Here is a 21,679-nt window from a genome sequence, read left to right as displayed (position 1 = left end):
GCCCGCGCTTAGGCTGGTGCGCATGACCGACGTCGCGCTGCCCTCAGGAATCACGCTTGACGAACTCGACGAGGGCGTGCGCCCGCAGGACGACCTGTTCCGGCACGTCAACGGCAAGTGGATCGAACGCACCGACATCCCCGCCGACAAGGCCCGCTACGGCTCGTTCTACGTGCTGCACGAAGCGGCCGAGGAGGCGGTGCGCGACATCATCGTCGAGTCGCAGCAGGCCGAGCCCGGCACCGAGGCGCGCAAGGTCGGCGACCTCTACGCGAGCTTCCTGAACGAGGAGCGGGCCGAGCTGCTCGGCGTCACGCCGATCGCGGGCCAGCTGCTCGAGGTCTCGCTCGTGAACTCGATCGGCAGCTTCGTCGAGACCCTCGGCCGGCTCGAACGGCAGGGCGTCTCGGGCTTCGCGCAGCTCTACGTCGACAACGATCCGGGCGACCCCGAGCGCTACCTCGTGTTCGTCGAGCAGGGCGGCATCGGGCTGCCCGACGAGAGCTACTTCCGCGAGGAGCGGTTCCAGCCCATCCGCGAGGCGTACCGGGCGCACCTCGAACGCATGCTGCGGCTCGCGCAGCTCGACGACGCGGCCGAGCGCGCGGCGCGGGTCTTCGAGCTCGAGACCGAGATCGCGAAGTCGCACTGGAACAACGTCGACTCGCGCGACACCGAGAAGACCTACAACCTGAAGAGCTGGGCGGATGCCTCGGCGCTGGCGTTCCCGGGCGCCGAGCCGGCCTCATCGGGGCTCTCGGTGTGGCGCGACGCGATGGGCGTGCCGGCCGGCGCGTTCGACGAGCTCGTCGTTCGCCAGCCGTCGTTCGTGCAGGGGCTCGGCGCGCTGCTCACCGACGACCGCCTGCCGGCGTGGCGCGACTGGCTCGCGTGGCAGGTCGTGCGTTCGTCGGCGGCCTACCTGTCGAGCGACCTCGTCGAGGCGAACTTCGACTTCTACGGCCGCACCCTCACGGGCACCCCGCAGATGCGCGAGCGGTGGAAGCGGGGCGTCTCGCTCGTCGAGGGCGCCATGGGCGAGGCCGTCGGCCGCATCTACGTCGAGCGGCACTTCCCGCCCGCGGCGAAGGAGGCGATGGACGAGCTCGTCGCGAACCTCGTGCTCGCGTATCGCGAGTCGATCGAGGGGCTCGACTGGATGGGCGAGGCGACCAAGCAGAAGGCGCTCGACAAGCTCTCGAAGTTCACCCCGAAGATCGGGTACCCGGTCAAGTGGCGCGACTACTCGTCGCTCGAGATCGACGCCGCCGACCTCGTCGGCAACGTGCGGGCGACGGCCGAGTTCGAGTTCAACCGCGAGCTCGGCAAGATCGGCAAGCCGATCGACCGCGACGAGTGGTTCATGACGCCGCAGACGATCAACGCGTACTACAACCCGGGGTTCAACGAGATCGTGTTCCCGGCGGCGATCCTGCAGTTCCCCTTCTTCGACGCGGGGCGCGACGCGGCCGCGAACTACGGCGCGATCGGCGCCGTCATCGGGCACGAGATCGGGCACGGCTTCGACGACCAGGGCTCGAAGTTCGATGGCGACGGCCGCCTCACCGACTGGTGGACGGCCGACGACCGCGCCGGCTTCGAGGAGCGCACCAAGGCGCTCATCGAGCAGTACGACGCGCTCGTGCCGGCGCAGCTGGCCGACGGGGATGCCTCGGCCGAGGCATCCGCAGCGGGCGAAGCCGAAGGCGAGGGGGAGGGCGAAGCCGCAGCGACCGGCGCGCCGCACGTGAACGGGGCGCTCACGATCGGCGAGAACATCGGCGACCTCGGCGGACTCTCGATCGCGTGGAAGGCGTACGTGCTCTCGCAGGGCGGCGACGTCGACGGCGCCCCCGAGATCGACGGCTACACGGCGGTGCAGCGCTTCTTCCTCTCGTGGGCGCAGGCCTGGCAGCAGAAGGCCCGCGACGAGGAGGTCACGCGCCTGCTCGCGATCGACCCGCACTCGCCGAACGAGTTCCGGTGCAACCAGATCGTCCGCAACATCGATGAGTTCTACACTGGCTTCGGAGTGACTGAAGACGACACCCTCTGGCTCGACCCTGCCGAGCGGGTGACCATCTGGTAGTCGCCGATCCGAGACCCGAACATCCGAACACCTCGAGCGCGCCGCGGCCTGCGGTGGGGGAACGCCGAGCGCCAGAGAAAGAGCGTGCAAGCACCGTGGTGACGTCGTCGCAGGGATCCGAGCGACGTGCGCGTCATGCCGACCTGCGCAAGGGCAAGCACCGCACCGAGGAGCCGAACGAGAACTTCGCCCGCGGGTTCGCCGCGCTCGGCGAGCTCGCGCTCGCCGGGGTGCAGGTGTCGGCGCGTGCGACCGACCTCGCGACCGGCAAGGTGCTGTTCTCCGTCGACGACCACGTCGTGATGCCGACGGCCTCGATCGGCAAGGTGCTGCTGCTCGTCGAGGTCGCCTCGCGGCTCGTCGGGGCGAGCGCCGAGACGTTCACGGTGCTCGACCGCGCGCCGCGCGACGCCGCCGGCGACTCGGGCATCTGGCAGCACCTGCAGTCGCCGTCGCTGCCCATCGCCGACCTCGCCGCACTCGTCGGCGCGACGAGCGACAACCTCGCCACCAACGTGCTCATCCGCCACATCGGGCTCGAGGCCGTGCGCTCGCGCACCGAGACGCTCGGCCTCACGCGCACCGCGCTGCTCGACCTCGTGCGCGACCATCGTGGACCCGATGACGCGCCCCAGCTCTCGATCGGCTCGGCGAAGGAGCTCACGTGGCTCTTCGCGTCGCTCGCCCGCGGCGAGATCGTGTCGCCCGAGGTGTCGCAGCGGGTCGTCGGCTGGCTGTCGCTCAACGCCGACCTGTCGATGGTCGCCTCCGCGTTCGGGCTCGACCCGCTCTCGCACCGCACGCCCGACCACGGCATCCTGCTCATGAACAAGACCGGCACCGACGGCGGCGTGCGCAGCGAGGTCGGCGTGCTGCGCGGCCCGCGCGCGAGCGTCGCCTACGCGGTCTCGATGTACTACGCCGACACCATGCTCTCGTCGCGCCTCGCGGTGCTCGACGGCATGCGCCAGGTCGGCATGGACCTGCTCGAGTTCGTGCACTGATGGGCGCAGTGCTGATCCGGGAGTTCGCGGTCGACGACCGCGCGGCGGTCGACGCGCTGCTCGCCGAGGCGTTCTCGGGACCGCAGCCCGACGGCTCGCCCGCCGCGTCGCCGCCGATCGAGGTCGTGCTCAACACGGCGCTGCTCGACTCGGTCGAGTTCCTGCCGCAGCTCGCGCTCGTCGCGGAGGTCGACGGCGCCGTGGCCGGGTACTGCATCACGACACGAGGGTGGGTCGGCGACGAGCCGGCACTGGGGCTCGGCCCGATCGGGGTCGACCCGGCGGTGCAGGGCCGCGGCATCGGGTCGGCGCTCGTGCGCGAGACGCTGCGCCTCGCCGCCGAGCACGGTGAGCGGGTCGTCGCGCTGCTCGGCGCCCCCGCCTACTACGGCCGGTTCGGCTTCGTGCCGGGCACCGACCTCGGCATCGATGCGCCCGAGCCGGCCTGGGGTGCGTACTTCCAGGCGGTCCGCTTGGGCGACGGCGCCGGGCCGGCGGGCGCGTTCCGCTACGCGGCGCCGTTCGACGAGCTCTGAGCCGAGTCGACGGTCGCCCCGCCGTCGGCGAGCTGCCCGATGCCGGTGAGCACGGCGTCGACCGTCTCGCGTGCGCCGAGCACGCGGAAGTGGCCGGCGACCGGCACCTGCACGTTCGTCGCGCCGTCGAGCGCGCTGCCCTCGGGCACGTGCGGGTCGAACGGGCCGAACACCGAAACGATGTGCGAGTTCACCGAGACCCCGTCGGCGAGTTCGACGATGATCGGTCCGTCGGGGTCGAACTCGCGCAGTGCCCGGTCGAGCATGAAGCGCGAGAAGATCGACCCGCCGAACGGCGTGGCGATCGCGACCATGCCGAGCAGCCCGAGCTCGTCGGCGTCGTCGCGGAGGAGCATGCGCTTCGCAACGAGCCCGCCCTTCGAGTGGGCGACGAGCACCTGGCCGGCTTCGGGAACGGACACCCGTGCGAGTGCGCGCGCCACGCGGGCGGCGGTCTCTGGGATGTCGAGCAGGTTCGCGCCGAGGCCGTGCACGACCCGGATGCGGTGTCCGCGCGCGTTGAGCTCGTCGCCGAGCAGCCGCAGGAAGGACCAGTGCTCGTACACGCCCGGCAGCAGCACGATCGTCGGCCGGGCGGCGTCGCCGCGCGACCACGCCGCGGGAACCTTCCACGCGCCGAGCACCGCGAGCTGGCGCCAGCCGGCGTAGACGTAGTCGAGCGCCCACCAGCGGAGCATCTTGGGCAGTGGGGGCAGGGGGCGCGCAGGGACGACCACGGCACCGTCGTCGGGGGGCAGGACGCGCCCGGCCTCCTCGCCCCTCGCGTGACGCGCGATGAGGTCGGCGACGCGCGCTCCCGCGGTGATCATCGTCTCGTGCCCGCGCCCCGGCACCTCCGCGTAGCGGCCGTCGGGCACGAGCCGCGCGACGCGCTCGGCCCAGTCGCGGGGCACGAGCCGGTCGTGCTGGCCGCGGATGACGAGGGTGCGCGCAGCCACCCTCGGCAGCGTCAGCTCCATCCGGTGCTCCATGACGGGCGGAAGGCTCTCGAGGTACCAGCCGATACCGGCCTTCGCGTACGAGACGATGCCGAGGCCGAGCACCTTGGGCCGGGTGAGCGAGAGGTCCTGCAGCAGCCGCAGTGCCTGCTTGCGCGCGGTGCGCTCGCGCGGGTTCACCGTCGGCCCGATGAGCACGATGCGGTCGAAGAGTTCGGGATGCCACGCCGCCGCCTCCGCCACGGCCTGGGCTCCGGCACTATGGCCCACGAGCACCGGTTCGGCGATGCCCTCCGCGCGCACGAGGTCGGCGAGCAGGTCGCCCGCGCCGCGCATCGTGAGCGGTTCGTCGGGTTGCGGCGCATCGCCGAACCCCGGCAGGTCGAGGGCGTAGACGGTGCCGCTGCGCCCGAGCTCCGTCGCGACGCCGGACCAGTACTCGTGCGCCATGCCGATGCCGTGCACGAGCACGTAACCGGGGCCGTCGTCGCGACCGCTGCGGGTGATGCGCGTCACGCGGCCACCGCTGCGGAAGTCGCGAGTCGTCGCCATGCCCGAAGTCTAGGGGCGAGTTGCTCGCATCAGGGTTTCGAGACGCCCTCCTCCGTCGGGCTCCTCAACCCACGGGGTCGGTCAGTCGATGAGGCCGGTCGCGGCGAGGCGGGTGAGCACCTCGCGGCCCGCGGGCGGGCAGCGGTCGAGGTCGGCCGTGGTCACCCAGTGCAGGCTCCCGACCTCTGCGGACGGTGCCGGCGCGGCATCCGTCTCGGTCTTGAAGACGCGCATGCGCACGAGCCGGCCGTCGGGTTCGCCGTGGGCCTGGGTGACGACCTCGAACAGTTCGTCGAGCGAGGCGGGGTCGAGCTCGAGGGCGACCTCTTCGAACGCCTCGCGGGCAGCTGCCTCGGCGGCGGTCTCGCCCGCGTCGATCTTGCCGCCGGGCATGTAGTAGACCTCGCGGCCGCGCGCCGTGACCATGAGCACGCGGCGGTCGCGCACGAGCGCGATCGCCGAGACGAGGAGGTCGGGCAGCTGGGGCATCCGTTCCAGCCTAGAGCGCCCGCGCCCGTAGGATGGTGGCACCGCCGGGCTGTCCGCCCGCGAATCTCCACCCTTCGACCATTGGAGCCACCGTGGCCGCGCCCAGCCGTCTCGAGTCCGTCATCGCCCTCGCCCAGCACCGGGGGTTCGTCTTCCAGGCCGGCGAGATCTACGGCGGATCACGGTCGGCGTGGGACTACGGCCCCCTCGGCGTCGAGCTGAAGGAGAACATCAAGCGGCAGTGGTGGCGGTACATGGTCACCCGCCGCGACGACGTGGTCGGCCTCGACTCGAGCGTGATCCTGCCGAAGCAGGTGTGGGTCGCCTCGGGCCACGTGGGCGTCTTCACCGACCCGCTCGTCGAGTGCCTGCACTGCCACAAGCGCTTCCGCGAGGACCACCTGCTCGAGGCCTACGAGGAGAAGAAGGGCCGCGCCCCCGAGAACGGCATGGGCGACATCGCCTGCCCGAACTGCGGCACCCGCGGCGAGTGGACCCCGCCCCGCGACTTCAACATGATGCTGCAGACCTACCTCGGCCCGGTGCAGGACGAGAGCGGCCTGCACTACCTCCGCCCCGAGACGGCGCAGGGCATCTTCACGAACTTCGCCAACGTGCTGCAGGCGGCCCGCATGAAGCCGCCGTTCGGCATCGGCCAGATCGGCAAGTCGTTCCGCAACGAGATCACGCCCGGCAACTTCATCTTCCGCACGCGCGAGTTCGAGCAGATGGAGCTCGAGTTCTTCGTCGAGCCCGGCACCGACGACGAGTGGTTCCAGTTCTGGCTCGACTACCGCTGGAACTGGTACGTCGACCTCGGCGTCGACCCCGAGAACCTGCGCCTCTTCGAGCACCCGCAGGAGAAGCTCAGCCACTACTCGAAGCGCACCGTCGACATCGAGTACCGCTTCGGCTTCACCGGCGGCGAGTGGGGTGAGCTCGAGGGCGTCGCGAACCGCACCGACTTCGACCTCTCGACCCACTCCGAGCACTCGGGCAAGGAGCTCAGCTACTTCGACCAGTCGAAGAACGAGCGCTGGATCCCCTACGTGATCGAGCCCGCGGCTGGTCTCACCCGCTCGCTCATGGCGTTCCTCGTCGACGCGTACCACGTCGAGGAGGTGCCGAACGCGAAGGGCGGCACCGACACCCGCACCGTGCTGAAGCTCGACCCGCGCCTCGCGCCGGTCAAGGCCGCCGTGCTGCCGCTCAGCCGCAACGAGAAGCTCTCGCCGCTCGCGCGCGAGGTCGCCGCATCGCTGCGCCAGCACTGGAACGTCGACTTCGACGACGCCGGTGCGATCGGCCGCCGCTACCGCCGCCAGGACGAGATCGGCACCCCGTTCTGCATCACGGTCGACTTCGACTCGCTCGACGACGACGCCGTGACGGTGCGCGACCGCGACACCATGGAGCAGCAGCGCGTGCCGCTCGCCGAGCTCGAGGGCTTCCTCGCGGCGCGGCTCGTCGGGGCGTAGGGGCGTGGGCGCGGCCGGCGCCGCCGGGCCGGGCGGCCCGGTCGGGTCGGGGACTGCACCGCGTGCTTCGGGCGCCGCGTTCCCGTTCGACATCGCGTCGATCGAGGATGCCCCGCTCGAGACCGCGCGCATGACGCTGCGCCCGATCGCGCCCGACGACAGCGACGACGTCTGGGAGTACCAGCGCCTGCCCGAGGTGCTGCGCTACATCCCGTGGCCGGCGCGCAGCCGCGAGGACGCGCACGTGCACACGCTCAAGCGGGCCGGCATGCGCGTGCTCGCCGCCGACGGCGACGCGACGCACTTCGCGATGGTGCTGCACGGCGAGCCGTCGGTCGCGATGGGCGGCCCCGGCAAGCGCGGCGGGCGCGCGTCGAGCGGTGCGGACGGCGCCGGCCCCGAGGCATCCGCCCGTCGTGATCGCGTCGTGGGCGACGTCATGCTGCGCGTGGGCAGCATCGACAGCGCGCAGGTCGAGATCGGCTGGGTGCTGCACCCGGCGTTCCAGGGGCGCGGGCTCGCGCACGAGGCGGCCGCCGAGGTGCTGCGCTTCGCGTTCGAGGTGATCGGCGCGCACCGGGTGTTCGCCCACCTCGACGTGCGCAACACGGCATCGGCGGCGCTCTGCCGACGGCTCGGGATGCGCCTCGAGGGCACGATGCTCGAGGAGATCCTCGAGGACGACGGCTGGCAGGACAGCGAGCTCTACGCGATCCTGCGGCGCGAATGGATGCCTCGGGGCTGAAGCCGCGCGCGATGCTCCACCGGCTCCACCCGCTCCACCGGTTCCACCGCTCAGCCCGCGTAGGCCGCCGTGCTCGACCGGATCACGAGCTCGGCGGCGACCTCGGTCGACGCGGGCGGCGCGCTCGGGTCGTCGATGCGCCGCAGCAGGTGCTCGACCGCGAGGGCGGCGATGTCGCCGAACGGCTGGGCGACGGTCGTGAGCGCGGGGCTGCAGTACGCGGCGAGGGCGATGTCGTCGACGCCGACGACCGAGAGGTCCTCGGGCACGCGGCGGCCGAGCTCGTGCAGCGCGCGGATCACGCCGAACGCCATCTCGTCGCTCGCGACGAACACGGCTGTGGCTTCGGGGATGCGGCCGAGCAGGAGCCCCGCCTGGTAGCCCGACTCGGGCGACCAGTCGCCGTGCAGGAGCGGCGGCACCTCGCGCCCGGCGGCCTCGAGCGCGGCACGCCAGCCCGCCGCGCGACCGGTGGAGTCGAGCCATTCGTCGGGGCCGGCGACGTGCCACACGGTCGGGTGGCCGAGCCCGAGCAGGTGCTCGGTCGCGAGCCGGCCGACCTCGAACTGGTCGATCGCGACGACCTCGCTCGACATCGTGCGCGAGCCGTCGATGGTGACGGTCGGGATGCGACGGGCGATCGTCTCGACCTCGTCGGTGCCGGTCGGCACGGGCACGACGAGCACGATGCCCTCGACCGACTGCCGGTCGAGCCTGGTCATCGCGGCGGCGATCGCGGCGGGGTCGGGGGAGCTCGCGGTCGAGATGTTGACGGCGTAGCCGGCCCGGCGGGCGGCCGACTCGACGCCGTGCGTGACGGCCGAGCCCGAGTAGTCGACGGTCGGCAGCACGACGACGCCGATCGTGCGCGTGCGGCCCGACGAGAGCGAGCGCGCGGCGTTGTTCATGCGGTAGCCGAGCTGCTCGACCGAGGTGAGCACGCGGTCGCGCGTGGCGGGCTGCACGTTGGGGTGCCCGCTCAGCACGCGCGACACCGTCTGGGCCGAGACCCCGGCGTGGGCGGCGACGTCGGCCATGCTCGGCGTGCGCGTGCGTCCGTTCGCGTCGAGTCGCCGGGTCGTGCTCATCTCATGCCCCTTCGCCATTGCCCCTGCAGCATGCACCATCGTCATGCTAGCGAAAACATGCTAACCCTGCGAGGCGGCCGGATGCGGCATCCATTCGTCAGGATTCCGTGCTTGTTATCGATAACAACTTGTGGCACCATCGGGAGCACGCCCCGCGGAACCCGCACCCGAGACCGCGCGGGCCCGGTTCGTTGCACGACGCATTCCGAGCTCATTCAAAGGAGAGGCAGCAGTGAAGAAGACAGTCATGCGCACGGTGGGCATCACCGGCGCGATCGGCATCGGCCTGGCGCTCGCCGGCTGTGCCGGGGCCGCGCAGCCCGAGGCATCCGGCCCGGCCGAGGTCACGTTCTGGGGCTGGGCCCCGGGCTACGCCGACGCCGTCGACGCGTTCAACGCGTCGCAGGGCGACGTGGTCGTGAAGTACGAAGAGGTCGCGCCCGGCGCCAAGGGCGGCTACGACAAGATGCTCAACGCCGTGACGGCGGGCAACGCCCCGTGCCTCGCGCAGGTCGGCTACGAGACCCTCACGAGCTTCGCGGCCCAGGGCGCCCTCGAAGACGTCTCCGAGTTCGCGAACGCGAACGAGGACGAGTTCACCCCGGCCACGTGGTCGGCCGTCTCGATCGGCGACGCCGTCTACGGCGCACCCGTCGACCAGGGCCCGATGGCGCTCTTCTACAACAAGGAGGTGTTCGACCAGCTCGGCATCGCCGTGCCGACGACCTGGGCCGAGTACCAGGCCGCCGGCGAGAAGCTCAAGGCCGCCGGCAAGTCGCTCTCGGCGAGCTACCTCAACTACGACTACGCCGGCTTCGACTGGCAGGCCGAGGCCCCGTGGTTCTCGGTCGACGGCGACAGCTGGGACGTCTCGATCGACTCGCCCGAGGGCCAGAAGGTCGCCGACTACTGGCAGGGTCTCACCGACGCCGGCCTCATCAGCCAGGCCCCCATGTGGGACCAGTCCTGGTACACCGGCCTCGGTGACGGCTCGATCGCGACGCACGTCGGCGCGGTGTGGATCGCGGGCATCCTGAAGGGAAGCGCCCCCGACGGCGCCGGCAAGTGGGCCGTCGCCCCGATGCCGCAGTGGGAGGCCGGCGAGAACAAGGTCGGCAACGTCGGCGGCTCGGCCACGGCCGTGCTGAAGGGCTGCGACAACCCCGAGGCGGCATGGACGTTCGCGCACGCCATGAGCACCGACCCCGACATCTACACGGGCCTCATCGAGGCCGCCGCGCTCTACCCGGCGGCGACCGACCTGCTCGACCTGCCGGCGCTCACCGAGCCCGACCCGTACTTCGGCGACCAGGTCATCTTCGACGTGTTCGCCGAGGCCTCGCCGAACGTCACCACCGGCTGGACCTGGGGCCCGAACATGCCCGAGACCGTTGGCTTCCTCGACGACGGCCTGGGCAAGGCCTGGTCGAAGCAGGGCACCTTCGCCGACGCGCTGAAGAGCACCCAGCAGCAGACCGTCGACGCCCTCGAGGCCCAGGGCCTCTCCGTCTCGGAGTAGCTCGGAGCAGCCCCGCGAGACCCGGACCGGGGCGGGCGAGGATCCCGCCCCGGTCCGCACCCCGAGACGCTCGCGGCGCAGCCGCAGCCGCAGGCGCCGCGATCCGCACAGCACCCCACCCACGCACCACACCCACGCAGGACGACATGCTCACCTCATCGACTCGCGCGGTCACCGCCGCCGACACCGCGCGCCCCGGGCGCTCGGGCGGCGTCGGCCGCCCCGGGCCCGACGCTCCGGCCCCCGGCGGCCGCGCCTCGCGCCGCGGCGGCGGCCGCTGGCGCATCCCGCTGCTCTTCCTGCTGCCGTTCGGCGTGCTCTTCGTCGCGATGTACCTCGTGCCGATCGTCTTCGCGTTCGTGCAGAGCCTGTTCACCCTGCAGCGCTCGGGGCTCGGCCTCGAGGCGCCCACCCTCGAGTTCACGCCGCTCGCGAACTACGTGCGCCTCTTCGGCGACGCCGACTTCATGGCCTCGCTCGGCCGCGTGGGCCTCTTCGGCCTCGTGCAGGTGCCCGTGATGCTCGGCCTCGCGCTCGGCCTCGCCCTGCTGCTCGACTCGCGGTCGGCACGGGGCAAGGGCTTCTTCCGCCTCTCCGCGTTCCTGCCCTACGCCGTGCCCGGCGTCATCGCCGCGGTCATGTGGTCGTTCCTCTACTCGCCCGTGACGAGCCCGATCAACACGCTGCTCGAGCGGGTCGTGGGTACCGGCATCCCCTTCTTCGCACCCGAGATCGTGCTGTGGGCCGTCGCGAACATCGTGACCTGGGGCTGGACGGGCTACAACATGCTGATCATCTACTCGTCGCTGCAGACGATCCCGGCCGAGACCATCGAGGCGGCGCGCCTCGACGGCGCCGGCCCGTGGCGCATCGCGTGGAACATCAAGATCCCCATGGTGCGCCCGGCGATCGTGCTCACCGCCGTCTTCTCGATCATCGGCTCGGCCCAGCTCTACAACGAGCCCAAGGTGCTGCAGACCATCTCGGGCGGCGCGATCAGCAACACCTTCACGCCGCTCATGGCCGCGCAGGCGCAGGTCACCGCGCAGAACTATACGTACGCGGCGGCGCAGTCGGTCGTGCTCGCCCTCATCGTCGGCGTGCTCTCGTTCACGTTCTTCAAGCTCATGAATCGAGGCGAGCGATGAGCGCCCCCACCCTCGTGTCGGCCGAGCGGCCGCCCCGGTCGGACCGGCCGGATGCCGCGCGCCCACGCCGTTCGCGGCGCGAGGCGAACCTCGCGAGCCGCCTGGGCGTCTTCGCCCTGCTCGGCCTGTCGGCCCTCTACTTCATCGTGCCCATCTGGTGGCTCGTCGTCGCGTCGACGAAGCCCGCCGGGCACCAGTTCTCCGAGCCCGGCCTCTGGTTCGACGGCTTCGGGCTGTTCGACAACATCGCGCTCGTGTTCGCCGAGTCCGACGGCATCTTCGGCCGGTGGATGCTCAACAGCGTCTTCTACGCGGGCACGTCTGCGCTCGTCGGCACGCTGCTCTCGGCCATGGCCGGGTACGCGCTCGCGAAGTACGAGTTCCGCGGCCGGGGCGTCGTGTTCGGCGTCATCCTCGCGGCCGTGCTCATCCCGAAGGTCATGTTCACGCTGCCGCTGTTCCTGCTCTTCAACCAGGTGGGCCTCTTGAACAACCCGCTCGCGGTGCTGCTGCCGAGCGTCGTGAGCCCGTTCGGCGTCTACCTCGCCCGCGTGTTCGCGGCCCAGTCGGTGCCCGACGAGCTCATCGAGGCGGGCCGCATCGACGGCGCGGGGGAGTTCCGCATCTTCTTCTCGATCGGTGTGCGCATCATGTCGCCCGCGCTCGTGACGATCTTCCTGTTCCAGTTCGTCGAGGTCTGGAACAACTTCCTGCTGCCGCTCATGGTGCTCAACGACAGCTCGCTGCAGCCCGTGACGGTCGGCCTCGTCGGCTGGGCGGGCAGCAACGGGCAGGTGCCTGCCGGCACCGTCGTGGTCGCCGCGCTGCTCTCGGTCGTTCCGCTCATCATCGCGTTCCTCAGCCTGCAGCGCTTCTGGCGTGCGGGCCTGACCGCGGGGGCCGTGAAGTGACCGGGTACACGACGACGACGCGTCCGGATGCCTCGGGGCCGGCGCCGTCGCATCCCCGACCCGTCCTCACCGTCGCCGACGGCGCGTTCCTGCGCCAGGGCCGCCCGCATCGCATCCTCTCGGGGTCGCTGCACTACTTCCGCGTGCACCCGGCGCAGTGGCGCGACCGGCTCGAGCGCATGCTCGCGCTCGGGCTCAACACCGTCGACACCTACGTCGCGTGGAACTTCCACGAGCGTCGCCGGGGCGAGATCGACTTCACCGGCTGGCGCGACCTCGAGGGCTTCCTCGCGCTCGCCGCCGAGGTCGGCCTCGACGCGATCGTGCGGCCGGGCCCGTACATCTGCGCCGAGTGGGACAACGGCGGGTTCCCGGCCTGGCTCTCGGGCACCCCCGGGCTGCGCCTGCGGTCGAGCGACCCGGCCTACCTCGACGCCGTCGGCACCTGGTTCGACGAGCTGCTGCCGCGGCTCGTGCCGCTCCAGGCGGCCCACGGCGGACCGATCGTCGCCGTGCAGCTCGAGAACGAGTTCGGCAGCTACGGCGACGACGCCGACTACCTCGCCTGGCTGCACGACCGCCTCGTCGCGGGCGGGGTCACCGAGCTCGTCTACACGGCCGACGGCCCGACCGAGCTCATGCAGGACGGCGGCAGCGTGCCGGGCGTCGTCGCGACCGCGACGTTCGGCTCGCGCGCCGCGCAGGCCGCGTCGATGCTGCGCGAGCGCCGCTCGGGCGAGCCGTTCATGTGCGCCGAGCTCTGGAACGGCTGGTTCGACCACTGGGGCGACCCGCACCACGTGCGCACGCCCGAGGGGGCGGCCGGTGTGGTCGCCGACATCGTCGCCGAGGACGGGTCGCTGAGCCTCTACATGGCGCACGGCGGCACGAACTTCGGGCTCTGGTCGGGGGCGAACCACGACGGCGTGCGCCTGCAGCCGACCCAGACGAGCTACGACTCGCACGCCCCGATCGCCGAGAACGGCGCGATCACCGAGAAGTTCCGTCGCATCCGCGACGTGCTGCAGGATGCCACGGGGCAGACGCCGCCCGCGGCATCCCCGACCCCGCCCGTGCTGCCGGCTGCGACGTTGCCCGTCCGGCCCGGCCGCGACCTGCTCGACGTGCTGCGCGCGGCGGGCGAGCCCGTTCGCGCAGCGACCCCGCCGACCTTCGAGGAGCTCGGGCTCGACGCGGGCCTCGTGCTCTACGAGGCGCGGCCGATCGTGCCGACGGGGGGTGCGCTCCTCACCATCCGGGGGCTGCGCGACCGAGCGCTCGTGTTCGTCGACGGTGAGCGCGTCGCGGTGCTCGATGCAGAACAGGCTCTGGCCGGCGTGCGGCTCGCGGGCGAGGGCCGGGCCGTCGTGCTCGAGATCGTCGTCGAGAACCAGGGCCGCATCAACTACGGGCCGTTGCTCGGCGAGGGCAAGGGCATCCTCGGCGGGGTGCAGCTCGACCGTCGCCTCGTGCAGCGCTGGACGGCGCGGGCGCTGCCGCTCGACGAGTGGAGCGAGCGAGACCTCGACGGGCTCGCCACGGCGACGCTGACGGTCGACGAGCCGGCCGACGCGTTCCTCGCCTTCCCCGGCTTCGGCAAGGGGTTCGTGTGGGTGAACGGGTTCCTGCTCGGCCGGTACTGGGAGATCGGGCCGCAGCAGACCTACTACGTTCCGGCGCCGCTGCTGCGGGCCGGTGAGAACACGATCGCGGTGCTCGAGCTCGAGCGCCTCGGCGACGTCGTCGAGCTGCGCGAGCACGCGGAGCTCGGCCCCGAGCAGGAGTACATCGAGACCTTCGACTGAGCTGCGCCGTCGGCGCAGGTCGATGTGGACGCGTCGACACGACGCGGGAATGGAGACGAAGATGCCTTCATCACGACCCCCGGGTCGCCTCTGGCGACTCGGACTGGGATGCGCCATCGCGGGCGGCGTGATCGCCCCGCTCGGCGCGATGCCGGTGCACGCCGCACCGCTCGTGCCCGACGGGTTCGCGGTCGCCGCCGCGGGCGAGACGTTCGCCCTGCAGAGCCGCGACCTCCGGGTGACCGCGTCGGCGGGCTTCCCGCAGGTCGTTGCGTACACCGACCGCGACTCGGGCGCGACGATGCACGGCAACGACGCGACGATCTCGTCGATCACGATCAACGGCAAGGCCGAGCCCGTCGAGGTCGCCTCGCGCCTCGACGACGGCGAGGCGCTGTACGTGCTCACGCCGACCGCGCTCGCCGGTGTCTCGATCGAGGCGCAGCTCTCGGTGAAGCACAACGTCGTCACGATCCGCGTGACGAAGATCACCGACCCCGATGGCGTCGTGAAGACGCTGCAGATCCCCGACCACCGGCTCGTCACGGTCTCGTCGGGCGAGGCGGGAGCCGCAGTCGCCGCGGCGAACCTGTCGGTCGACCGCGGGGCCTCGGGCGACGTCTTCATCCCCGTGACGGCGTCGACGCCCCTCGATGCCGCGCCGAAGGGCTCGAACGCGATCATCGCCAACACCGGCGAGCTCGCCGCGGCGTTCGCGACGAACGCCCTCTACGACACCTCGTCAGGGCCCTCGCAGAAGGATGCGGGCAACTTCTGGCGCCAGGCCGTCGCCGCCGACGGCGGCGTCGAGGTCGGCATCGCCTCGGGCCCGTGGCTCTACCGCGCCCAGGGTTCGGACGCGACCGAGGAGCTGCCGTGGGTCAAGGTCGCGATCACGCCCGACGCCAACGGCGACGACGTCGTCGACTGGCAGGACGGCGCGATCGCGATGCGCGGCATCCGCGTCGCCCCGAACAAGGGCGACCAGACTCCCGAGAACGTGATCACGCACATCCCGTTCAACTTCGCCTCGCAGGCGACGCACCCGTTCCTGCGCACGCTCGACGACGTCAAGCGCATCGCGCTCAACACCGACGGCCTCGGTCAGGTCGCGATGCTGAAGGGCTACACGAGTGAGGGTCACGACTCGGCGAACACCGACTACGGCGACAACTTCAACGAACGCGCCGGCGGACTCGACGAGCTCAACGAGGCCGTCAAGGCCGGCAAGAAGTGGAACGCCTCGTTCGGCGTGCACATGAACGCCACCGAGATCTACCCCGAGGCGAACTCGTTCAGCGACGAGATCGCGAACGAGAACTCGAAGGGCTGGAACTGGCTCGACCAGTCGTACTACATCGATCAGCGCTACGACCGGGTCTCGGGCGAGCTCGACAAGCGCATCGGCGAACTGGCCGACGCGACCGACGACAACCTCGACTTCGCATACATCGACGTCTACTACGAGCACGGCTGGCTCGCGCAGACCCTGCAGGACTCGCTCGTGAAGCACGGGTTCCGCGTCGGGTCGGAGTGGGCCGACAAGCTCGCCGAGAACAACACGTGGTCGCACTGGGCGAACGACGAGAACTACGGCGGCTCCTCCAACAAGGGCGTGAACTCGCAGATCCTGCGCTTCGTCAACAACACGGAGGCCGACGTCTGGAACCCCGACGTCAAGCTCGGCACGAGCCACATCGTCGAGTTCGAGGGCTGGACCGGGCAGAACGACTTCCCGGCGTTCCTCGAGAACGTGTGGACGGCGAACGTGCCCGCGAAGTTCCTGCAGCATCACGAGATCATGCGCTGGACTCCCGAGCGCATCGACCTCGAGGACGGCGTGAGCGTCACCGGCACGACGGCCGCCGACCGCACCATCACCGTCGACGGCACCGAGGTGCTGCGCGGCGGTACCTACCTGCTGCCGTGGTCGTCGAAGGCGGGCAAGACCGCCGACAAGCTCTACCACCTCAACCCGGCGGGCGGCCAGACCACCTGGCAGCTCACCGACGGCTTCGCGGATGCCGCGTCGCTGCAGCTCTTCGCGCTCGGTGACGAGGGCCGCACGAAGGTCGCCGACCTGCCCGTGACGGGCGGCGCCGTCACCATCGACGCCCAGGCCGGCCAGGCCTACGTGCTCGTGCCCGGCAAGAAGGCGACGGGCGCCACGACGCTGCCGAAGAAGGTCTCCTTCGGCCAGGGCACCCCGGTCGTCGACCCCGGCTTCAACGCCGCCGACCTCGAGGGCTGGAACGCGACGGGCGCCGCGAGCGTCGAACGCGACGACCTGGGCCGGCGCGCGGCCGTGCTCGGTGCCGGTGCTGCGTCGATCAGCCAGCGACTCGGCGAGCTCGAGCCCGGCACGTACGCGGTGTCGGCCGACCTCGGCATCGCCGACGGTGCCGCCCGCGAGACCACGATCTCGGTCGAGGTGCCGGGTGGCGAGGGCTCCTCGACGACCGTCGAGCGCTCAACCATCCGCAACGCGGTCGCGGCCGACGAGTGGAGCGGCACCAACCTCCAGCGCGTCCGCACCTACATCACCGTCCCCGCCGACGGCGCGCGTCCGACGCTCACGGTCTCGGCCGCCGACGGCGACGCGACGGTGCGGGTCGACAACGTGCGCGTCGTCGCGACCGACGACCCGACGGCCGGCCCCGCCGGCGACGGTGAACGGGTCCTCGTCGACGAGGACTTCGAGCAGGTCGACCAGGGCTGGGGCCCGTTCTTCAAGGGCGACGCCGGCGGCACGACCGACCCGCGCACCCACATCGCCAAGCGCAACGAGCCCTTCACCCAACAGGGCTGGAACGGTCGCAAGTTCGACATGGTGCTCGGCGGCGACTACTCGCTCATGGCGCACGAGGAGAACCGCGGGCTCGTGTACCGCACGTCGGAGTACACCGTTCCGTTCGAAGCTGGGCACCGCTACCGGGTGACGTTCGACTACCAGAGTGGTGTCGCCGGGGCGTACTCGTTCGTCTCGGGGGTCGACCAGTCGACCGGCGATGCCTCGAAGCCCGTCGAGCTCACGTCGACGCCCTTCGGCGAGCAGCTCTCGACGGCCGAGTTCTCGTACGAGTTCGACGGCGCGACATGCGGCACCCCGTACGTGGGGGTGCGTCGCAACGCCGTCGGCGGCACCGGCGCCGACCTCATCGTCGACGACGTGCGCATCGTCGACCTCGGCGAGAGCACCGAGGCGGCCGCGTGCGCCAAGCTCGACGTGGTCGGGCCGTCGGGTCTCGTGCCCGGCGAGGCCAACGCCTTCACGACCTCGTTCACCAACCACGAGGCCGAGGCCGCGACCGCGGTGTCGACCTCGATCGAGGTGCCCGAAGGCTGGACGGCGAAGGCGTCGAGCGCGGCCGAGTTCGCCTCCGTCGCGCCTGGCGCCACGGTCAAGACCACCTGGCGGGTGACCGCGCCGGCCGGCCTCGAGCCCGGGCGCTACCCGGTGTCGGCGTCGGCCGCGTACACGGTCACGGGCGGTGAGCGCACGGTCGAGGCATCCACGAGCGTGCCGACCCTGCCCGCCGGCCTCATCCCGCAGTCGCGCCTGTCGATCGCGGGCGTGAGCGACGCCGAGCCGGGCACCGGCGACGGCAGCGCCGGTGCGGCGATCGACGGCAACACGGCGACGATGTGGCACTCGGCCTGGTCGCAGGTGAACCCCGACACGCCCTACCCGCACTGGATCGCGCTCGACCTCGGCGACACCTACAACGTCGACGGGTTCGACTACCAAGTGCGCCGCGGCAACGGGTCGATCAAGGACTACGAGCTCTACCTCTCGAGCGACGGCGTGAACTGGGGCACCCCGGTGAAGCAGGGCGCGTTCGCGTCGACGACCGACGTGCAGCACCTCGCACTGCCCGCGACGAGCGCCCGCTACGTGAAGCTCGTGGGCCTCAACGCGATCAACGGTGCGGCCTTCGCCGGCGCCGGCGAGCTCAACGTCTGGGGCACCCGCCAGGCGGCGCCGACCCCGCTGCCCAAGGAGGGCATGACGGTGGCCGACGTCGACTCGGAGGAGATCGAGGGCGAGGACGGCGCGGCCGCCAACGCCATCGACGGCGACACCGCGACCTACTGGCACACGCAGTGGCTCGGCGGGTCGCCCGCCTTCCCGCACCACCTCACGGTCGACCTCGGCGAGGCGAACGAACTGCGGGGCATCTCGATCCAGCAGCGACCGGGCACCGAGCCCAACGGCCGCATCAAGCAGTTCGAGGTGTACGTGAGCGCCGACGGCGAGGCCTGGGGTGACCCGGTCGCCGCGGGCACGCTCGCCGCGACCGGCGGTGCCCAGGCGGTCATGTTCGCGCAGCCGGCCGAGGGCCGCTACGTGAAGGTCGTCGCGCTCAGCTCGCACAACGGCCAGCCCTGGGCGGCCATCGGCGAGCTCGACTTCTTCGGCACCGAGTGATGGGCCGCGCCGGGGCGGGCGGTTGACCGCCCCGGCGCCACCGGCACGAACACCCCCGCGATCCTCACCGCGGGGGTGTTCGTGCGTCTAGCCTGTCGTCATGCACTCCGAGGGTGGATTCTTCGATCGCGTGCCGCACCCGCCCGAGCCCGAGGCGCCACCGCCGATGCCGCCGTGGTGGCAGCCGCCCTCCGGCGAACTGCCCGGAAGGACGGTCCTCGACGAGATCCTGCACCGCGACCGGCGGCTCGTGGTCGTGCTGCGGGAGCTGCGTCGATTCTCGAACGGGTACGAGGTTCGGCTCGGCTGGATGCTGCGCCGCGACGGGCTCGACCGGCGCGAGTGGGACGACCTGCTGAGGCGACGAATGCACGAGCCGCCGACATCCGGCTCGGGTGGCGTCCAGCTCGGCCTGCTCCTCGCGGACGGCGCCGCGGTCTACCCGATCGGGTTCGACGCAGTCGCACTGGACGCAGCCGCAGCTTCGAGCTCGGACCCGTACTCGCCGAAGCCGCCGACGCTCTGCGCGAACCACTCGGGCGGCGGAGGCGACGAGCGCGAGTATCGCGGCGGGTTCACGGGCTGGATCTGGGCTCCCGACGGGCTGGCTGCCCCGACGACGCTCGTGCTCGAGTGGAGTGACCTCGGTGTGCCCGAGCTCCGGTTCGAGCTCGACGCCGCGCACCTCAATGCGCTGCCCGAGCCCCGTGCCGTCTGGCGCGACGACGAGGCGTAGTCGTCGGCGACGGTGTCGGCTCAGCGGCGGTGCCGCTTGCGGAACTCGGCGGGGCCGAGGCCGTTCAGCCGCGTCCCTCCCACTCGCGGCGGAGGATGGCGTACATTGCGCTGTCCTGCCAGCCGTCGTCGTACTCGTCCTCCAGGAGCGTGCCCTCGTGACGCATGCCCAGACGCTCGCAGAGAGCGGCCGACGCCGTGTTGCGCACGTCGAGGCTCGCGTGCACGCGGTGGGCGCGGAGGGTCTCGAACGTGAAGCGCAGCACGCGTGCGGTGCCCTCGTAGGCGAGACCGCGCCCCTGGAAGTCGGGGTGCAGTGCCCAGCCGAGCTCGATCTGCGCCCACTCGACGCTCGTGACGCGCATCATCACATCCCCGATGACGCGATCGCGACCGGGTGCCGCCGGTTCGGCGCCGCCTCCGACCGAGGGTTCGCCGCGCAGCACCAGGGCGAAGTGCGTGGCGTCGCCATCCTCGGCGAGGCGCCGACGCTCGGCGCGTCTGAGGGTGTGGTCGTGCGCCTCCTCGCGCGTGCGCCGGGGCCAGGGGATGTACCGCAGCACCTCCGGCAGGCGCTGGTACTCCCAGATGTCGTCGCTGTCGTCGGCGCGGATCGGGCGCAGGATGAGGCGGTCGGTCTGCGGCGGATCGGCCTCGACGCTGCCGATGTCGAACGGCACGGCGAGTGCAGGCGTGTCCGAAGCGGTCGACGCGTTCATGCTGCGAACCTACCGTTTCGCCCGATGCGAGGGGTCGTGGCGGCTCTCGTGCGAGAGGGCCGCCGACCCCTGCGGAGTTCTCCCGCCGCGTCGACTGCTACGCGCGCCGTGGGTGCAGGCGTGCGTTGGTGTGGAGGAAGCGGGCGGCACCGTCGCGGAAGTCGAAGAGTGCGAGCGTCTGGGTCTCTTCGAGCGGGCCTGCAGCCGCCATGAGGAAGTGGGTGTCGTCGATGGGGAGGAGGTCGTGGGTGATGCGGTCGGGCGTGCCCATGATCGCGGCGTGCACCGGGTCCACGTCGTGGTGCAGTTGCAGGCCGCCGCCGGCGGCGGTCACCTCGAAGCGGGTTCCGGGGCGTTCGTAGATCCCGACGTAGCGCGCGGGGTCGAGGGCGAGTGCCGGGTCGGCCTCGGGCAGGTGCGGGATCCCGGCCATGCCGAGCTGCTCGAGGATGAGGTCGAAGACGCGCCTGTGGCGGCCCTCTCGTGGATCGCCGTTGCTGAGGAGGACCAGCGCGAGGTCGTCGTCGGGGAGGATCCGCATCCGGGCGTTCTGCCCGATCGTGCTGCCGTCGTGCCCGTACACGGTGCGGCCGTGCCAATCGCTGACGACCATGCCGAGTGCCCACGCGTGGCCGAGGGTGTACGGATCGGGGATCGGCACGCGCGAGGTCAGCATCTCCGTGATGGACGCCGCCGAGACGATGCGGCGCCCGTTCGGCGCGAGTCCAGCGTGCAGGAAGACGTGGGCGAGGGCGAGCACCTCACGAGCGGTGGAGGTGATGGCGCCGCCGGGTCCGTAGGCGCGGGGGAGGTGGTCCACCGGGGTGGGGAACGGCCCCTCCTCGAGCGAGCGGATGAGGTGGCCCCGCGCGGCGCGGTCCGGGTCGACGTCCTCCGGGCGGGCGGCGGTGCTGCGCAGCCCCATCGGGGTGAAGAGACGGTCGGCCATGATCAGGTGCCACGGCTTGTCGTCGGCGACCTCCATGATCCGGGCGAGGATGGCGTAGCCGAGCGCGGCACTGTAGCCGTGAACAGCGCCGAGCGGGCTCACCTGCGGGGCGTCGACGATCGCATCGACCATGCGCGAGTAGACGTCGTCGCCTTCGCCGGGGTCGCCGTACGCCTCCTCGATCCCGCTGGTGTGATCGAGGAGGTGCCGCGGCGTCACCCGCGCGCTCGCCCTCGCGTCGGCCACCTCGAACCGCGGAAGGAGGCGCCGCACCGGTTCATCCAGATCGAGCCCGCCCTCGTCGACGAGCTGCATGAAGGCCAGCGCCGTCCATGACTTCGTCAGCGACCCGCACTGGAAGACGGTGTCGGTCGTCACCGGTCGCCCGGTGGTGACGTCCTCCACGCCGAAGGCGAGCTCGGTGATCTCGCCGTCGTGCACGATACCGACCGCGGCGCCTGGCGTCTGATACTCGGCGAGCACCTGCGCGATGCGAGGCTCCAGGTCGGTCAGCCGGTTCATGT

16 protein-coding genes are annotated in these 21,679 nt (G+C 71.5%); 11 read left to right on the top strand and 5 right to left on the bottom strand.

Annotated elements, in window-relative coordinates:
- Window positions 1-22 precede the first annotated feature (22 nt).
- From MUN74_RS08245 to MUN74_RS08235, 3 genes are all read left to right on the top strand, one after another.
- Complete coding sequence (locus MUN74_RS08245; RefSeq protein WP_244856005.1) at window positions 23-2,089, top strand: M13 family metallopeptidase; 2,067 nt, start codon at window positions 23-25, stop codon at window positions 2,087-2,089.
- Window positions 2,090-2,187: 98 nt separating this feature from the next.
- Window positions 2,188-3,093 (top strand): serine hydrolase, encoded by a 906-nt coding sequence (locus MUN74_RS08240; RefSeq protein ID WP_244856004.1) that lies wholly within the window; start codon window positions 2,188-2,190, stop codon window positions 3,091-3,093.
- Entirely contained in the window at window positions 3,093-3,629 is a 537-nt protein-coding gene (locus tag MUN74_RS08235; RefSeq protein WP_244856003.1) for a GNAT family N-acetyltransferase, read from the top strand. The genes MUN74_RS08240 and MUN74_RS08235 overlap by 1 nt, the downstream gene beginning before the upstream one ends.
- Here the strand turns inward: MUN74_RS08235 and MUN74_RS08230 are convergent.
- Together MUN74_RS08230 and MUN74_RS08225 are read right to left on the bottom strand one after the other, a co-directional pair.
- Entirely contained in the window at window positions 3,602-5,140 is a 1,539-nt protein-coding gene (locus MUN74_RS08230; RefSeq protein WP_244856002.1) for an alpha/beta fold hydrolase, read from the bottom strand. The two genes, MUN74_RS08235 and MUN74_RS08230, sit on opposite strands and share 28 nt — an antisense overlap.
- 81 nt (window positions 5,141-5,221) lie before the next feature.
- Entirely contained in the window at window positions 5,222-5,629 is a 408-nt protein-coding gene (locus MUN74_RS08225; protein WP_244856001.1) for an NUDIX domain-containing protein, read from the bottom strand.
- 92 nt (window positions 5,630-5,721) lie between these two features.
- Between MUN74_RS08225 and MUN74_RS08220 the strand changes: the two genes are divergently transcribed.
- Window positions 5,722-7,107: a glycine--tRNA ligase gene (locus MUN74_RS08220; protein ID WP_244856000.1), complete on the top strand. Its 1,386-nt coding sequence runs from the start codon at window positions 5,722-5,724 to the stop codon at window positions 7,105-7,107.
- Window positions 7,108-7,111: 4 nt separating this feature from the next.
- Complete coding sequence (locus MUN74_RS08215; RefSeq protein ID WP_244855999.1) at window positions 7,112-7,852, top strand: GNAT family N-acetyltransferase; 741 nt, start codon at window positions 7,112-7,114, stop codon at window positions 7,850-7,852.
- 50 nt (window positions 7,853-7,902) lie between these two features.
- On the opposite strand, the gene MUN74_RS08210 is transcribed toward MUN74_RS08215, so the two are convergent.
- Entirely contained in the window at window positions 7,903-8,940 is a 1,038-nt protein-coding gene (locus tag MUN74_RS08210; RefSeq protein ID WP_244855998.1) for a LacI family DNA-binding transcriptional regulator, read from the bottom strand.
- 232 nt (window positions 8,941-9,172) lie between these two features.
- Here MUN74_RS08210 and MUN74_RS08205 point away from each other — a divergent pair, with 232 nt between their 5' ends.
- The 6 genes from MUN74_RS08205 (at window position 9,173) to MUN74_RS08180 (ending at window position 19,488) form a co-directional block, all read left to right on the top strand.
- On the top strand, window positions 9,173-10,459 hold the full coding sequence (locus MUN74_RS08205; RefSeq protein ID WP_244855997.1) for an ABC transporter substrate-binding protein: 1,287 nt from the start codon (window positions 9,173-9,175) through the stop codon (window positions 10,457-10,459).
- 146 nt (window positions 10,460-10,605) lie between these two features.
- Window positions 10,606-11,607 (top strand): carbohydrate ABC transporter permease, encoded by a 1,002-nt coding sequence (locus MUN74_RS08200; protein ID WP_244855996.1) that lies wholly within the window; start codon window positions 10,606-10,608, stop codon window positions 11,605-11,607.
- A complete protein-coding gene (locus tag MUN74_RS08195) occupies window positions 11,604-12,518 on the top strand; it encodes a carbohydrate ABC transporter permease (protein ID WP_244855995.1) in 915 nt (304 codons plus the stop codon). The genes MUN74_RS08200 and MUN74_RS08195 overlap by 4 nt, the downstream gene beginning before the upstream one ends.
- Window positions 12,515-14,323 carry a glycoside hydrolase family 35 protein gene (locus MUN74_RS08190; protein ID WP_244855994.1) on the top strand — a complete coding sequence of 603 codons (1,809 nt, stop codon included), beginning with the start codon at window positions 12,515-12,517 and terminating at the stop codon, window positions 14,321-14,323. The genes MUN74_RS08195 and MUN74_RS08190 overlap by 4 nt, the downstream gene beginning before the upstream one ends.
- Window positions 14,324-14,384: 61 nt before the next feature.
- Window positions 14,385-18,752, top strand: coding sequence for an endo-alpha-N-acetylgalactosaminidase family protein (locus tag MUN74_RS08185; protein ID WP_244855993.1), 4,368 nt, complete (start codon window positions 14,385-14,387; stop codon window positions 18,750-18,752).
- Between the two features lie 100 nt (window positions 18,753-18,852).
- Window positions 18,853-19,488, top strand: coding sequence for a hypothetical protein (locus tag MUN74_RS08180; protein ID WP_244855992.1), 636 nt, complete (start codon window positions 18,853-18,855; stop codon window positions 19,486-19,488).
- Window positions 19,489-19,552: 64 nt separating this feature from the next.
- Here the strand turns inward: MUN74_RS08180 and MUN74_RS08175 are convergent, their stop codons facing one another.
- Both MUN74_RS08175 and MUN74_RS08170 read right to left on the bottom strand, forming a co-directional pair.
- Window positions 19,553-20,206: a GNAT family N-acetyltransferase gene (locus tag MUN74_RS08175; RefSeq protein WP_244855991.1), complete on the bottom strand. Its 654-nt coding sequence runs from the start codon at window positions 20,204-20,206 to the stop codon at window positions 19,553-19,555.
- A 97-nt stretch (window positions 20,207-20,303) separates the two neighbouring features.
- Window positions 20,304-21,677 (bottom strand): serine hydrolase domain-containing protein, encoded by a 1,374-nt coding sequence (locus tag MUN74_RS08170; protein ID WP_244855990.1) that lies wholly within the window; start codon window positions 21,675-21,677, stop codon window positions 20,304-20,306.
- Window positions 21,678-21,679 lie beyond the last annotated feature (2 nt).

It is taken from the genome of Agromyces sp. H17E-10, assembly GCF_022919715.1.
Taxonomy (GTDB): Bacteria; Actinomycetota; Actinomycetes; order Actinomycetales; family Microbacteriaceae; genus Agromyces.
Note: the sequence above shows the minus strand (reverse complement) of the source record. Positions and strands in the feature narration are given on the sequence as shown.

Bases quoted from the DNA above. Each gene is read 5' to 3' on its own strand.
- MUN74_RS08245 (WP_244856005.1), top strand. From the start codon at position 23: ATGACCGACGTCGCGCTGCCCTCAGGAATCACGCTTGACGAACTCGAC.
- MUN74_RS08200 (WP_244855996.1), top strand. From the start codon at position 10,606: ATGCTCACCTCATCGACTCGCGCGGTCACCGCCGCCGACACCGCGCGC.
- MUN74_RS08180 (WP_244855992.1), top strand. From the start codon at position 18,853: ATGCACTCCGAGGGTGGATTCTTCGATCGCGTGCCGCACCCGCCCGAG.
- MUN74_RS08210 (WP_244855998.1), bottom strand. From the start codon at position 8,940: ATGAGCACGACCCGGCGACTCGACGCGAACGGACGCACGCGCACGCCG.
- MUN74_RS08195 (WP_244855995.1), top strand. From the start codon at position 11,604: ATGAGCGCCCCCACCCTCGTGTCGGCCGAGCGGCCGCCCCGGTCGGAC.
- MUN74_RS08175 (WP_244855991.1), bottom strand. From the start codon at position 20,206: ATGAACGCGTCGACCGCTTCGGACACGCCTGCACTCGCCGTGCCGTTC.
- MUN74_RS08170 (WP_244855990.1), bottom strand. From the start codon at position 21,677: ATGAACCGGCTGACCGACCTGGAGCCTCGCATCGCGCAGGTGCTCGCC.
- MUN74_RS08185 (WP_244855993.1), top strand. From the start codon at position 14,385: ATGCCTTCATCACGACCCCCGGGTCGCCTCTGGCGACTCGGACTGGGA.
- MUN74_RS08230 (WP_244856002.1), bottom strand. From the start codon at position 5,140: ATGGCGACGACTCGCGACTTCCGCAGCGGTGGCCGCGTGACGCGCATC.
- MUN74_RS08235 (WP_244856003.1), top strand. From the start codon at position 3,093: ATGGGCGCAGTGCTGATCCGGGAGTTCGCGGTCGACGACCGCGCGGCG.
- MUN74_RS08225 (WP_244856001.1), bottom strand. From the start codon at position 5,629: ATGCCCCAGCTGCCCGACCTCCTCGTCTCGGCGATCGCGCTCGTGCGC.